Source organism: Allomuricauda sp. TY007 (genome assembly GCF_010468565.1).
In the GTDB taxonomy this organism is placed as follows: domain Bacteria; phylum Bacteroidota; class Bacteroidia; order Flavobacteriales; family Flavobacteriaceae; genus Flagellimonas.
The window spans coordinates 169,597-183,970 of record NZ_WUEG01000006.1 but is presented as its reverse complement, the minus strand read 5'-3'; the positions used below and the strand labels follow the sequence as shown (position 1 = coordinate 183,970).

The window sequence follows — 14,374 nt, the reverse complement described above, 5'->3', positions numbered from 1 at the left end:
TGTTTAGTTGCAATAAGGTACCAACAATTACTTGGCCGGCCGTTAAAAAATGTTAATCATTTTGCTTGATTGTATTTTCTTACAAAGAAAAGAAAATATACTACAATGTTCTGTAAGGGTTTGGTATTGCGGGTTTATCGATAAAATGCACATGCGTTCGGTGTGCTGTTTTTAGGGGTAAAATCGTTCGTCGAAGATAAAAAACACTTCATCCGAAAAAAAAATATTCACCGAAAAAAACGGGTTGTTGAGCGATGGAAATCGAGTTGAGCTTGTGCTTGAAAGTAATTTTACATCACAAAACAAACAGAACAATGAAGACAATTTTTACCATCATCGCAGTAACTTTTTTCGGAACTATGGCTTCTGCCCAAGATATTTCCAAAGAGGCCAAAGTGGATGCCCTTACAGTAGGAGTTGAGTTGGATGTAACAATCAGCAACACTATTAGAAAGGATAGAAAAATGGTGAGATTGTACAAGTTTAAGAACTCTCGAATCAAAAAGGAGCTTTCTTTCAAAACCAAAAAGAACAGGGCTAAATTGGCATAATTATGATATTGGATATTTTAATACCCTTTACGGTGTTTTTGAGCGTTGCCTTTGTTTTGGCAAGCATAGCCTTTTCCTTCAGGGAAAGAAAATTTATAGAAGTTTAAGTTTATATCAAAATAAGTATTGGTAAGGTCGGTTTTAACCGGCCTTTTCTTTTGGCAAAAACTTTAATCCACAGAGTTGAACTGTTCTATCACCTCTTCAAACTCAATAGTGTAGTGCGTTCCTTTTTTGGAGTAATCCCTGCTTATGGAGCCCCTAAGTTGGCGTGCTAGATTGTAAATAAGTTTTAATCCCAAAGAATTGGATGTTTTTGGGTTGATTTCTTCCGAATAGCCAACTCCATTATCACCTAGATACATTTTGTAGCGGTTATTCTCCATTTTTTGGACGGATACATGGATTTCTCCATCATTCCCTTCTGTGATGCCATATTTTAAGGCATTGGTAATGGTTTCATTAATGATCAGTCCCAAAGGGATTACCGTATCAATACTCAGTTTGTAATCCGATATGTCCAAGGCAACCCTTACATTTCGGTTGCTTCCTTTTACCGACCTTACCAAGTAATCGCAAAGTTCCCTTACATAAGGTTCCAATTCTATTTTGGAAAGGTAGTCATCTCGCTTATAAAGCATCTCATGGACCATGGCCATGGATACGACACGGTTTTGGCTGCTTTTTATGATACTGCTTATTTTACTGTCATCTATTGCCCTGGATTGCAGGCTTAGAAGGCTGGAAACCGTTTGCAGGTTGTTTTTTACCCGGTGATGTACTTCTTTTAACAATGTTTCTTTTTCCTCGATACGCTCTTGGATTTCGTTTCGGGATTTATACAGTTTATGGTGTGCGCTCAAAAGATTTTTACCAAAAACCCCTCCCAATAGATATACGGCAAACATGGCACTCAAATAAGCAAACCAATCCCTCGCTTCCACAGGAACGGTATTTTCCGAAATGGTAAAATCTCCTGTATCGTAGAGGAACAAAAGGGTAAGTACTGCTAAATTAAGGATCAGATAGAGTTGACCAAAAACTTTGGTGGTGACATAGCCCGCAAAAACAATTATCGCCAAAACAAAAATAAAGGGACTTTCGATTCCTCCACTGTAAATTGTGATAATGACCGCTCCCAGCATCGAAAGGATAGAGGTGGAGTTATAGGTGAGCACCAAATTCTTGTGCTGTTTGTACAAAAGGGTGTTCAGTAAATTGATCAAAGCATAGCCCCAAAAGGTATAAGGTATGATTCCTCTTATATCCAAAAAGAAAAAACACACCAATCCGAAAATGGCAGCAAAGAAGGATGAATTGTAATTTACCTTAAGTATCAAATCAATCTTGTCTTGTAACCTATATGTATCCTTGTTAGGAATTTTCATATGCTGCGTGTGAATGTTCCTCTTCCACAAAAAAGTTGAAAACGGTGTGGTAGAGTAGCTTAATGGGGTGTTTTATGCTGTAAATCTAACCATGTTTTTGATATAAAAAAAGTGGCAGCTTAATAACTACCACCTTTAAAAGTTTTATTTGAGTTTTTCTAGTCGTTGACCAGAACCCATTCTCCTTTCTCTATAAGGGGTTCGGCCTGTTTGTATTTTAACGTTTTGCTTTCGCCGGACATTACATTTTTAATGGTAACCCTTTCGTTCCTGCCAATTTTTGGTTTTTCCCGAACAATGGTTTCTGTTATCTGGGGGCGTTGTCCTTGCGTTTGTCCAGCTGCCCTGTTCTGTGCGGCCAACTCATCGCTGTTCGGTATTTCCTCTTTAGAAGTCTGAATATTCTCCTTGGGTCTTCGAACGTTCCTTGCCTCTTGGATCTGAGCCGTGTTTTCGGAAGGTAATTCTCCTTTAAAAAGGAAGGATATGACTTCTCGGTTTACTTTGTCAATCATTTCTTTGAAAAGTTCAAAGGCTTCAAACTTATAGATCAACAATGGGTCTTTTTGTTCATGAACGGCCAATTGTACGGATTGTTTCAATTCGTCCATCTTACGCAAGTGCGTTTTCCAGGAATCATCAATAATGGCCAAAGTAATGTTTTTCTCAAAATCAGTGATCAACTGCTTTCCGTTGGTGTTGTAGGCCTTTTCCAGATTGGTCACAACGTTCAAGGATTTGATGCCATCCGTAAAGGGAACTACAATGCGTTCAAACTTGTTGGACTCGTCTTCATAAACCTTTTTGATGACTTGGAAGGCAACGGTGGCACTACGCTCCATTTTTTCTTTGTAGTACTTGTAAGCCTCGTCGTTGACTTTATTGGCAATCTGTTGAAAGCTCATTTTCTTGAATTCTTCTTCATCAATAGGTGAGGTGATGGAGAAGTATTTGATGAGCTCAAACTCAAAGTTCTTATAATCGTCGGCCATTTTATTGGTTTCGGCAATGGCTTCAGAAGTATCATAAATCATATTGGCGATGTCCACTTTTAGGCGTTCACCTTCCAATGCGTGTCTTCTTCTTTTATAGATTACTTCACGCTGGGCATTCATTACATCATCGTATTCCAATAGTCGCTTACGGATACCAAAGTTGTTTTCCTCAACCTTTTTCTGGGCACGTTCTATGGATTTGGTCATCATGGAATGCTGAATGACCTCACCATCTTCCAAGCCCATGCGGTCCATCATTTTGGCTACACGGTCCGATCCGAACAAACGCATCAAATTGTCTTCCAAAGAAACATAGAACTGTGAACTACCTGGGTCTCCTTGACGCCCGGAACGACCTCTCAACTGTCTGTCCACACGTCTGGAATCGTGGCGCTCCGTACCAATAATGGCCAAACCGCCAGCTTCTTTCACTTCTGGGGATAGTTTAATATCGGTACCCCTACCGGCCATGTTGGTGGCAATGGTCACGACACCACCTTTACCTGCTTCGGCCACAATGTCCGCCTCTTTTTTATGGAGTTTAGCGTTCAATACGTTGTGAGGTACCTTGCGTACACTCAGCAATTTGGACAACAATTCTGAAATTTCAACGGAGGTGGTACCAATCAATACGGGCCTGCCCGATTGAGATAGTTTCGTAACCTCGTCGATGATGGCATTGTATTTTTCCCGTTTGGTCTTGTAAATCAAATCATGCCTATCGTCACGGGCGATGGGTCTATTGGTTGGAATTTCCATCACATCCAACTTATAGATTTCCCAGAATTCCCCTGCTTCTGTAACCGCTGTACCCGTCATACCAGCAAGTTTGCTGTACATCCTAAAGTAATTTTGGAGTGTAACGGTAGCAAAAGTCTGGGTCATGGCCTCGATTTTTACGTTCTCCTTGGCCTCAATGGCTTGGTGGAGACCGTCCGAGTACCTACGACCGTCCATAATACGGCCTGTTTGCTCGTCCACGATCATCACCTTATTGTTCATAACCACATACTCCACATCTTTTTCAAAGAGGGTATAGGCTTTCAACAACTGGGTCATGGTGTGGATACGCTCGCTTTTTACGGCAAAATCCTTGAAGAGTTCTTCTTTGAGCTCTGCTTCTTTTTCTATTTCGAGATCTTGGTTCTCGATCTTGGCTATCTCGCTACCGATATCGGGCATCACAAAAAATTCCTTGTCCTGATCGGCGGAGATGTATTCCACTCCTTTATCGGTGAGCTCTATTTGATTGTTTTTTTCATCGATAACGAACAACAGGTCTTCGTCCACTTTGGGCATTTCCCTATTGTTGTCTTGCATATAGAAGTTTTCGGTCTTTTGAAGCAATTGCTTAACCCCTTCTTCACTCAAAAACTTGATGAGCGCTTTGTTTTTGGGTAGTCCACGATGTACACGTAGTAAAAGGAAACCACCTTCTTTGGTATTTCCTTCCTTTATTAACTTTTTGGCTTCGGCCAATACTCCTGTGAGGTGCTGACGTTGTTTCTGTACAATGTCGGATACCTGTGGTTTGAGCTCGTTGAACTCGTGGCGGTCACCTTCAGGAACGGGACCGGATATGATCAATGGTGTACGTGCATCATCAATAAGAACAGAATCCACCTCATCCACAATAGCGTAATGGTGCGGACGCTGTACCAAATCATCCGGTGTATGCGCCATGTTATCGCGCAAGTAATCAAAACCGAACTCGTTGTTGGTTCCGTAGGTTATATCGGCATTGTAGGCTGCCCTTCTTCCGTCGGAGTTGGGTCTGTGCTTGTCTATACAATCCACAGATAGTCCGTGGAACTCAAATATTGGGGCCATCCAGGCACTATCCCTTTTGGCAAGGTAATCGTTAACGGTTACCAAGTGGGCTCCTTTGCCTACCAATGCATTAAGGTAGAGTGGGAGCGTGGCCACCAAAGTTTTACCTTCACCTGTTTGCATTTCGGCAATCTTGCCTTGGTGCAGTGCAATACCACCAATGAGCTGTACATCGTAGTGCACCATATCCCAAGTGACTTCTTTTCCTGCGGCATCCCATGAGTTTTGCCAAACGGCCTTGTCTCCTTCTAAGGACACATAATCCTTGTCACCGGAAAGTACCCTGTCGAATTCGCTGGCCGTAACCGTTAAGGTTTCGTTGGCAGCAAATCGTTTTGCAGTTTCCTTTACAACGGCAAAGGCCTCGGGAAGGATATCTTCCAAAGTCTTTTCGGAAATTTTATAGGCTTCTTCGTTGAGCTTGTCGATTTCGGAGTAGATTTCCTCGTTACGATCCATGTCGTTGGAATTTTCCACCTCTTTTTTTAGCTCGGCAATTTTATCGTTGATTTCTTTGCAATCCTCTGCTATCCTTGCTTTAAAAGCAGTTGTTTTTTGTCTTAGTTCATCATGCGACAATCCTTCCAGTTGTTGCTCAAAGGATTTTATCTCGTTAACCAAAGGTTGTAACGATTTTACATCCTTCTCCGATTTATCTCCTACAAATACCTTAAGTACGGAATTAATAAAACTCATGAAATGTTTTTTCTTTTGATTGTCAAAAGCTATTCCATTGATGGGATTACGATGGAATACTTTTGCTAGGCTGTCAAAATTACATAAAAAAAAGCCTCAAATGAGACTTTTTAACGGGGTTTGTTTTTTCGGATTTAATATTCGTCCTCATTCCAGAGGTAGTCCTCTTCGGTGGGATAATCCGGCCAAATTTCTTCGATGGATTCGTAAATCTCGCCTCCTTCTTCTTCCATCGATTGTAAATTTTCTACAACTTCCAACGGCGCTCCTGTTCGAATCGCATAATCTATCAGTTCGTCTTTGGTTGCTGGCCAAGGCGCATCACTTAAATATGAAGCTAGTTCTAACGTCCAGTACATAGTAACGGTTTGATTTTAAATTTTTTGCAAAAATAATTTTTAAACCCAATCTGCCAAGTAAAAACACCATTATTTAAAAATTATTTTGTTGTTGACAAAACATTTAGGCTAAAAAAGCGATTTTGTCAGTCCAACTTCTCGGGAATCCACTTGACTTCTTGAGCTTTTAAGTCTTTCGACAATTTACGTGCCAATACGAATAAATAATCCGAAAGTCGGTTGATGTAGGATAGCACATTCTCTGGAACAGGCTCATTCTCGTGTAAATAGGAGATCATACGTTCGCCTCGCCGGCAAACGGTCCTGGCGATATGACAGTATGACACGGTAGTGTGGCCGCCGGGAAGTATAAAATGTGTCATTTCTGGAAGCTCTTCGTTCATTTTATCCATTTCCTGCTCCAAAAATTCAATATCCTCGGAAGTGATTCGCGGAATTTTGAGTCTTTTATCTTTTTTGGGCTCAGTAGCCAATATGGAACCTACCGTAAAAAGCTTTTCTTGTATCAAGGTCAGCGTTTTTTGGGAATGCTCGTCCATCTCTTGATCGCGTAACAGGCCCAGGTGGGAGTTGAGTTCATCAATGGTGCCATAACTTTCAATACGGACGTGATGCTTGGGTACACGGGTGCCAGTAAATAATGATGTGGTGCCCTTGTCTCCGGTTTTGGTATATATCTTCATTTTTTAGTAGTCAGAGATGCTTACTTCTGGATAATACTAATTGTCAATTGATTAATGTTCATTGTTCTTATCGCGTTGGCGCTTTCCTTCCATAAACTTTCTGGATTTTCTGCGCTTTGTCGCTTTTCGGTTTCTGAACAAAATAATCAAATAGATGAGCCCCAAAACGGCCAATACATACCAAATGGTGTTATCTGATGTCATATTTTCCATAACTTAAAATTACCGTTTTAAATCCGAATCGTGAAATGTTCCTTTGCCTGTTCCCTTCTTATCGAAATAATTCCACAATAATACATATCAATGCTCACTGTGATTTCTGGTAGGGCAATCAAATGCTTCCATTGGTCCAAGCTTTCCTTGTTTTTGTACATTGAACAAATCAAGATAAGACTGTCGTTGTGCAATTTTCCTTCGGAACATATTTTTTGAAATAACAGCGTATCCATTTCATCCACATAAAGAAGGTCGACGGGATTTTCATTGAATTGGATATGAGGAAAGTTCTGTTTTACCAATTCTTTGACTTCAGTTTTATTTTCAATGCTGACATTTTGAAAGCCAAAATAGTCGATGGTCTTGAGCAATACATTGATGCTTTTGTTCTTATGTAACTTTTTTTTGGAGTAGAGACATTGCGTTACATATTGGAACACAAAAGGGGAATGTACTCCATGTTGGTTGGTGGATTTGGCTAAAAAATTTAGATATGAAATGAATCGGAACCACATTTTACCCCTCTAAAATGGAAGAAAGCTCAAACCAGCGTTCTGTTTTTTCCTCGATGGCATCGGTTACTTCTTTGAGTTCGATAGATAGGTTGGCGATTTCGTCTCCGTCCAGTTTAGGGTCTGTAAACTTGTTCTGGAGCTTTGTTTTCTTCTCTTCCAACTTTTGAATGTCCTTCTCCAATTGTTTGTATTCCTTTTGCTCGGAATAGGAAAGTTTGCCGCCGCTGGTGTCCCGCCAATTGTTCTCTGTTTTTTCTGAAGAAGCGGTCTTGTTTTCGCGTTCCTCAATTATTTTACTGCTTTCGTATGTTCTATAATCCGAGTAGTTGCCAGGAAAATCTTCAATAACACCTTCCCCGCGAAATACAAACAAGTGATCTACGATCTTGTCCATAAAGTAACGGTCGTGGGAGACTACGATCAAGCAACCAGGGAAATCCAACAGAAAGCTTTCCAGTACGTTTAGAGTAACAATGTCCAGATCGTTCGTGGGCTCATCCAGGATCAAAAAATTTGGATTTTGGATCAACACCGTGCACAAATACAATCGCTTGCGTTCCCCACCGCTCAATTTTTCAACAAAATCATATTGTTTTTTTCGGTCGAAAAGGAAACGTTCCAATAATTGCTGGGCAGAAATTTGGCGTCCTTTTTTCAAGGGAATGTAATCTCCGAACTCACGAATCACATCAATTACCTTTTGACCTTCTTTGTCGGGGATGCCCTTTTGGGTGTAGTATCCAAATTTAACTGTGTCGCCGACCACCACTTTTCCTCCTTCAATATCTTCCTGTTGTGTGAGGATATTCAAAAAAGTGGATTTCCCTGTTCCGTTTTTTCCGATGATTCCGACCCGTTCACCTTTGGTGAAGTTGTAATCGAACTTATCCAATATGGTTTTATCTCCGTAGGATTTGGAAATATTGTGCAATTCCAAAATCTTACTGCCCAGGCGTTCCATGTTCAGTTCCAGTTGCACCTCGTGCTCTTGGCGGCGTTGGTGGGCACGTGCTTTTATTTCGGCAAAATCATCAATACGCGATTTGGATTTTGTGGTACGTGCCTTGGGCTGTCTGCGCATCCAATCCAACTCCTTTTTGTACAGCATCTTGGATTTTTGCTGTTCCACCGCCTCACGCTCCATTCGGGCCTCCTTTTCGCTTAAATAATAGGAGTAATTGCCCTTGTAGGTGTAGAGTTGGTTGTTGTCCAGTTCCAAAATCTCGTTGCACACCCTGTCCAAAAAATAGCGGTCGTGCGTTACCATGAACAGGGTGATACTTTCCTTGGCAAAGTAAGCTTCCAGCCATTCTATCATTTCAAGGTCCAAGTGGTTGGTGGGCTCATCCAGAATTAGCAAATCGGGTTTGTTGAGCAGTGCATTGGCCAAGGCCAAGCGCTTTTTTTGTCCGCCCGATAAGGTGCTGACCTTCGCATCGAGTTTGGAAAGCTGTAATTGAAAAAGGATTTGTTTGTATTGCGTTTCAAAATCCCAGGCATTGAGTCGTTCCATGGCCTCGAAGGCTTTTTGGTATTGTTCGGTATCATCTGGGTTCTCCACGGCCTTTTCGTAAGTGGCAATAACCCTTAAAATTTCATTATCGGTAGCAAAAATGGTCTCCTCAATGGTCAGGTTTGGATTCAAATTGGGTTCTTGCTCCAAAAATGAAATTTTGATACCCTTTCGGGTGGTCACTTGGCCTGTTTCGGAAGTGTCCTTCCCCGACATAATATTCAGAATGGAGGTTTTGCCGCTTCCATTTTTGGCAATAAGCGCAATCTTTTGATCCTTATTGATTCCAAAGGAAATATCGGAGAAGAGCACCAGCTCACCATACGATTTTGATATGTTTTCGACCGTTAATAAGTTCATGGGTGTTGTTTGTGGGCCAACCTATAACTTGGAATACTTGATCATGTACAGGTATCGGATGGCCAGGGTCAAAAGTAACGGAATAAGCACAGGAGAAAAAATCTGCACCTTAATTATCCAAAGCAAAAGCATTATGGCCATCAGACCTAGAGCGGACCATAAATATTTAGGGGCCCATTGTGGTATCTTATCTTGGAAAACCAATGTAAAGGCTACGAAGGCATTTATTGGAAATGCCCATAAAATATTGAAATTATAGGGGGTAGAAGTATGGTCGGCCGCTACCCAAAGCAAGAATAGAAAAGTACCTACCAATCCTGTAATAAACAATAGCGAAAAGTCCAACCAGCGACTACGGGTTTTATGTTTGTAATCAAAATATGTAATGATGGTCGTAAAAGCCAACAACATCAAAAACCAAAATAACGGAGAGAGTGGAAAAAATCCTTTTTGGATGTGTTCATTGTAATCCAAAACTGTGCGTTCTCGCTTTACCAATGGTTTTCCGTTTAAAGTGGTGTTTCGAAACTGCTCCATGGCGTAGTAGGGCAAAAACATGTGCTCTTGTACGGTGGCCTTTCTATCTACTGGCGATCCAAAGGCCAAATCAATACCAAACATGGACCAAGTGTTCACATGCATAAACTGGCGCACCAATTGCCGAAAAGTATATCTTTTCTCTAAATGGGAGTCATCAAAAACAATGGCATCACCAAATTGATTTTTTAAAATATCCCCTGTTATGCTGGAACAGTTGTTCAGTAAAGGATCGTATAGGTAATCCCTATTTTCGGGCAGATAGTTTTCTTCAAAAAAAGTTAGGAGTTGGTTGCGTTGTTCCAAGTCGAGGTCCAAAATTTGCTCTTTTACCCATCTTTTCTCCAATTCGTATTCATACAGAAATGCTTCAAAACTTCTACGGGAAAGGGAATAAATCATTTTTCCCTTGGTGAAATTTAGGTAGAAATTAGGTTGGTTAAAATCGAAAGTACCATAATTGTAGACCACATCGATGCCCAAGGCGGGGTCCTGCACCCGAAATGCACTATGCCCAAAGGCAGAATAAAGTTCGTCACCAGCGGCACAGGTGAGAAGGCTTATTTTTGAATTTTCCGTAAGTTGGGGAGCTTGAGAAAAGAGAAACTTCCCGATAATGAAGAAAAAAAATAAAAGATGGAGCTTTCGTCTCATTCCGATTTTTATCAGAGCAAATATCAGAATAAAAACGGCTCGGTCTACCATCTGTTGCCCACAGTTTAATTTTTCCATTATTTTTACGGAAATCTTAGCTGTATGAAGTCCTACATTCCCAACTTTTTAACCTTGCTCAATGTGTTGAGCGGCTGCATTGCTACAGTGTTTGCAGTGCTCAATCATTTGGAATGGGCCGCACTTTTTGTGTTTATCGGGATTTTCTTTGATTTTTTTGATGGATTGGCGGCTCGTACTTTGAATGTGCAGAGTGAGGTTGGGATTCAGTTGGATTCCTTAGCAGATGTGATTACCAGCGGTTTGGTACCTGGAGTGGTTATGTTCCAATTGTTGAGCATGGCAGAACGTGGTGGATGGAACCTTGGATTTATTGGGCACGATACAGAGTTGACCTTGTTGCCCTTTGTTGGTTTTGCAATCACTCTGGCTTCCGCATACCGATTGGCCAAATTTAATGTGGATGAAGATCAGGTGTCTTCTTTTGTTGGGCTGCCCACACCGGCCAATGCACTTTTGATTCTTTCCTTGCCCTTGATTCTTTTGTACCATAACAACGAGGTGTTGAGCAACATCATCCTCAACCCATGGTTTTTGGTGATTTTGACTATTTTGAGTTCGTATTTGCTGAACTCACCGATAAAACTGTTTGCTTTAAAGTTTAAAAACAGGAGTTTTAAGGACAATGGGGTTCGCTATTTGTTTATTGTTGGAAGCTTGGTGTTGCTGTTGACTCTGCGGTTTTTGGCGATTCCTGTGATAATCTTGTTTTATGTCTTGGCTTCTTTACTGATGCCTTCGGAAAAGTAGGTTTAGAGCCTGTTTAGGAATTTGTCAATTGTTTTGTTATGCCCCTTTTTGCGCATTTCTTCGTTATAATTTTGAACCGTAGCCACGGCTATGTTTAAAAATTATGCCTCAAACTGCATCAAAAATGCCCTATATCAATTCCAATCACAAATTCCTAAACAGGCTCTTAGAAATCCAATTTCTTTTTACGTAGCTCAAAATTCTGTCCCAAGTACACTTTTCTCACCATCTCATCTACGGCAAGTTCTTCGGGAATGCCTGCTTTTAGAATACCACCTTCGAACATTAGGTAAGAGCGTTCGGTAATGGCCAAGGTTTCCTGTACGTTGTGGTCGGTAATCAAAATACCGATGTTCTTGTTCTTCAATTGGGCCACAATACGCTGAATATCCTCCACGGCTACGGGGTCTACCCCGGCAAAAGGCTCGTCCAGCAAAATAAATTTAGGGTCGGTGGCCAATGCGCGTGCAATTTCGGTTCTACGACGCTCACCTCCGGACAATAAGTCTCCGCGGTTTTTACGGATGTGTCCCAAGCCAAATTCATCAATTAGGGACTCCATTTTCATGTGTTGCTCTTTTTTGCTCAAGTTGGTGAGCTGCAACACGCTGAGGATGTTTTTTTCTATGCTCAGTTTTCGGAAAACCGAGGCTTCCTGCGCCAAATAACCGATACCGTGCTGCGCCCTTTTGTACATAGGGAAACTGGTAATGTTGGTGCCGTCGAGGTAAATATTTCCGCCATTGGGTTTTATCAATCCCACAATCATGTAGAACGAAGTGGTTTTACCCGCTCCGTTGGGGCCCAAAAGTCCAACAATTTCACCTTGGTTTACTTCCAGGGATATGCCCTTAACAACTTTTCGACCACGGTAGGCCTTCATAATATTTTCTGCGCGTAGCTTCATAGGAACTTGCCAAAACTAAACATATTCTTTTTCTGCCGTATGGTCTTTTGGTTTTTTTTAAGCTTCGGTTTCCTCCAAATCCTCCCAATACTCGTAGGCACGCCGTAAATGAGGTATTACAATGGTCCCGCCCACCAAAGTGGCAATGCCCAAGGTTTCCATTACCTCTTCTTTGTTGGCACCGGCTTCTTTGGAGCTTTCCAAATGGTACTTTACGCAATCGTCGCAACGGAGCACTGCTGAGGCGACCAATCCCAGTAATTCTTTGGTTTTGACATCCAAGGCACCTTCCATAAAGGCGTTGGTGTCCAGATTAAAAATACGTTTTATGAGCTTGTTGTTCTCGGCAAGCAGCTTATCGTTCATTTTGGCACGATAGGCATTGAACTCTTCTACTTTATTTGGCATTGTTTCTGGCTTTCTCTTTTCGTTCTTCTTTTCTGACAACCATTTTGGAAATAAAAATACTTACCTGGTACAATATAAGTACAGGAATACAGACAATGATCTGACTGGTTATATCCGGAGGTGTAATGATCGCGGATAGTATCAAGATTATTACCAAAGCTATCTTTCTGTATTTCTTTAGGATTTCTGGTGTTACCAATCCAACCTTGGTCAAAAAGAAAATAACGATGGGCAATTCAAACATGATTCCACAGGCGATTACCGAAGCCCTGACCGTTCCGATGTAGGAGGCAAGGTCGATTTCGTTCAATACTTCTTTACTGACTTGGTACGACCCTAAAAAGTTGATGGATAAAGGAGCCACGATATAATATCCAAACAGTACGCCAAGAAAGAACAATCCCGAGGCGGTAATAATGAATCCCCTGGAATGTTTTCTTTCGTTCTCGTAAAGCCCAGGGCTGATGAATTTCCACAATTCCCACAAAATATAGGGAAAACCAAGGATAACCCCAGCCCAAATGGATGTCCAAATGTGGGCAGAGAACTGTCCTGCCATTAATCTACTCTGAATGGTAAACGGCATCGAATCGCCACAGAATTCGGATTCTACCCCAAAGAACTTCCCGATGTTACAAAAGAACTGATAGGTTGGAAAGTCCATGTTCTTGGGACCGAATAATATGGTATCAAAAATAAAGCCCCTGAATACAAAGGCCACACATGCAATGATTACAACTGCCAAAGTGGAGCGTACCAAATGCCAACGTAATTCTTCCAAATGGTCCAAAAAGGACATTTCATCCGGATTTTTTCTTTCTCTTTTAGCCATTATAGGATTCCCTCGTTTATAAGGTTATGGATGTGGACCACTCCGGCATAGGTGTCGCCATCAAAGGCCAATAATTGGGATATGCTTTTCTCCTGTAACAATTTTAAGGCCTTTATCGCCAAAGTGTCTACATCAATTGTTTTGGGGTTGGAGGTCATAATGTCCCTAGCGGTTAGTCCACTTATATTATCGTATTTGCTCAACATTCTTCTTACATCCCCATCGGTAACAATACCAACCACTTTGCCTTGGTCCAATACAGCAGTAACACCTAGCATTTTTTCAGATATTTCTATAATAACATCTTTTACTTTGGTATTGATATCGACTTGAGGTTTTTGGTTTTTCACCACAATGTCTGCAACACGCAAATATAGCTTCTTTCCCAATGCACCGCCAGGGTGGTACTTGGCAAAATCGGAACTGCTGAATCCCTTTAGTTCCAATAAGCTTATAGCAAGTGCATCGCCCATGGACATTTGGGCCGATGTACTGGTGGTAGGTGCCAGATTATTGGGGCAGGCCTCTTTTTCCACATAGGTGTTCAGGACAAAATCGGCCTGTTTGGCCAATACGGAATCCATGTTTCCAGTGATACCGATAAGCTTGTGCTTTCCTACTTTGATTAAAGGAAGCAAAGCTTTGATCTCTGGAGTGTTCCCGCTTTGTGACAGACAGATGACCACATCGTTTTGTTGAATGGTGCCCAAGTCGCCATGAATGGCATCCGCGGCATGCATAAATATGGCCGGGGTTCCTGTGGAGTTCAATGTCGCTACAATTTTGGAGGCTACAATGGCGCTCTTGCCCACTCCGGAAACAATAACCCTTCCTTCCGATTCCAAAATGTATTGTACTGCATGTGCAAATTGGTCGTCCAACAGACTGATCAAATTTGCTACGGCCTTGCTCTCTATTTCAAGGGTCCGTTTGGCTATGGATAAAATTGACTTAATGTCGCTCAAAGTAATTAACCGATTAACTGATTGTATTCCTAAAAGAATGTCTTATATTTAAGATTACAAAACTAATCAAACTATCTTTTACAGACTATTCTAGAAGTGAGAATAGATTCATCTGTATTTGAATGGTTTAAAATAAA

Annotated in this window: 14 protein-coding genes; 2 read left to right on the top strand and 12 right to left on the bottom strand. The window is 41.3% G+C overall.

All coding sequences use genetic code 11. The features are described from left to right. Positions 1-314: 314 nt before the first annotated feature. On the top strand, positions 315-551 hold the full coding sequence (locus tag GO009_RS08715) for a hypothetical protein (protein WP_163625819.1): 237 nt from the start codon (positions 315-317) through the stop codon (positions 549-551). A 170-nt stretch (positions 552-721) separates the two neighbouring features. Here the strand turns inward: GO009_RS08715 and GO009_RS08710 are convergent, their stop codons facing one another. From GO009_RS08710 to GO009_RS08675, 8 genes are all read right to left on the bottom strand, one after another. Then, complete coding sequence (locus GO009_RS08710) at positions 722-1,939, bottom strand: sensor histidine kinase (protein WP_163625818.1); 1,218 nt, start codon at positions 1,937-1,939, stop codon at positions 722-724. 158 nt (positions 1,940-2,097) lie between these two features. Further along, the gene (gene secA / locus GO009_RS08705) at positions 2,098-5,460 is read right to left on the bottom strand and encodes a preprotein translocase subunit SecA (protein ID WP_163625817.1); all 3,363 of its coding nucleotides are present in this window, start codon (positions 5,458-5,460) and stop codon (positions 2,098-2,100) included. Between the two features lie 134 nt (positions 5,461-5,594). Further along, positions 5,595-5,819, bottom strand: a complete 225-nt coding sequence (locus GO009_RS08700) for a DUF2795 domain-containing protein (protein WP_013551418.1) — start codon at positions 5,817-5,819, stop codon at positions 5,595-5,597. Positions 5,820-5,944: 125 nt separating this feature from the next. Beyond that, entirely contained in the window at positions 5,945-6,502 is a 558-nt protein-coding gene (locus GO009_RS08695; protein ID WP_163625816.1) for a cob(I)yrinic acid a,c-diamide adenosyltransferase, read from the bottom strand. Positions 6,503-6,553: 51 nt separating this feature from the next. After that, the gene (locus GO009_RS08690) at positions 6,554-6,715 is read right to left on the bottom strand and encodes a DUF3810 domain-containing protein (protein WP_163625815.1); all 162 of its coding nucleotides are present in this window, start codon (positions 6,713-6,715) and stop codon (positions 6,554-6,556) included. Positions 6,716-6,732: 17 nt separating this feature from the next. After that, positions 6,733-7,233, bottom strand: coding sequence for a hypothetical protein (locus GO009_RS08685; protein ID WP_163625814.1), 501 nt, complete (start codon positions 7,231-7,233; stop codon positions 6,733-6,735). A 1-nt stretch (position 7,234) separates the two neighbouring features. Then, positions 7,235-9,106 carry an ABC-F family ATP-binding cassette domain-containing protein gene (locus tag GO009_RS08680; protein WP_163625813.1) on the bottom strand — a complete coding sequence of 624 codons (1,872 nt, stop codon included), beginning with the start codon at positions 9,104-9,106 and terminating at the stop codon, positions 7,235-7,237. Positions 9,107-9,127: 21 nt separating this feature from the next. Further along, on the bottom strand, positions 9,128-10,297 hold the full coding sequence (locus tag GO009_RS08675; RefSeq protein ID WP_239057426.1) for a DUF4105 domain-containing protein: 1,170 nt from the start codon (positions 10,295-10,297) through the stop codon (positions 9,128-9,130). 102 nt (positions 10,298-10,399) lie between these two features. Here GO009_RS08675 and GO009_RS08670 point away from each other — a divergent pair, with 102 nt between their 5' ends. After that, complete coding sequence (locus GO009_RS08670; RefSeq protein WP_163625812.1) at positions 10,400-11,125, top strand: phosphatidylcholine/phosphatidylserine synthase; 726 nt, start codon at positions 10,400-10,402, stop codon at positions 11,123-11,125. Positions 11,126-11,291: 166 nt separating this feature from the next. Here GO009_RS08670 and lptB read toward each other — a convergent pair whose 3' ends face one another. From lptB to GO009_RS08650, 4 genes are read right to left on the bottom strand one after another with little or no spacing between them, the layout of a single operon-like run. Further along, complete coding sequence (lptB, locus tag GO009_RS08665; RefSeq protein ID WP_163625811.1) at positions 11,292-12,032, bottom strand: LPS export ABC transporter ATP-binding protein; 741 nt, start codon at positions 12,030-12,032, stop codon at positions 11,292-11,294. Positions 12,033-12,089: 57 nt separating this feature from the next. Next, the gene (locus GO009_RS08660) at positions 12,090-12,440 is read right to left on the bottom strand and encodes a carboxymuconolactone decarboxylase family protein (RefSeq protein ID WP_163625810.1); all 351 of its coding nucleotides are present in this window, start codon (positions 12,438-12,440) and stop codon (positions 12,090-12,092) included. Next, positions 12,430-13,272 carry a twin-arginine translocase subunit TatC gene (tatC, locus tag GO009_RS08655; RefSeq protein WP_163625809.1) on the bottom strand — a complete coding sequence of 281 codons (843 nt, stop codon included), beginning with the start codon at positions 13,270-13,272 and terminating at the stop codon, positions 12,430-12,432. Before tatC ends, GO009_RS08660 begins: the two co-directional genes overlap by 11 nt. Next, on the bottom strand, positions 13,272-14,237 hold the full coding sequence (locus GO009_RS08650; RefSeq protein ID WP_163625808.1) for an SIS domain-containing protein: 966 nt from the start codon (positions 14,235-14,237) through the stop codon (positions 13,272-13,274). The genes tatC and GO009_RS08650 overlap by 1 nt, the downstream gene beginning before the upstream one ends. Positions 14,238-14,374: the final 137 nt, after the last annotated feature.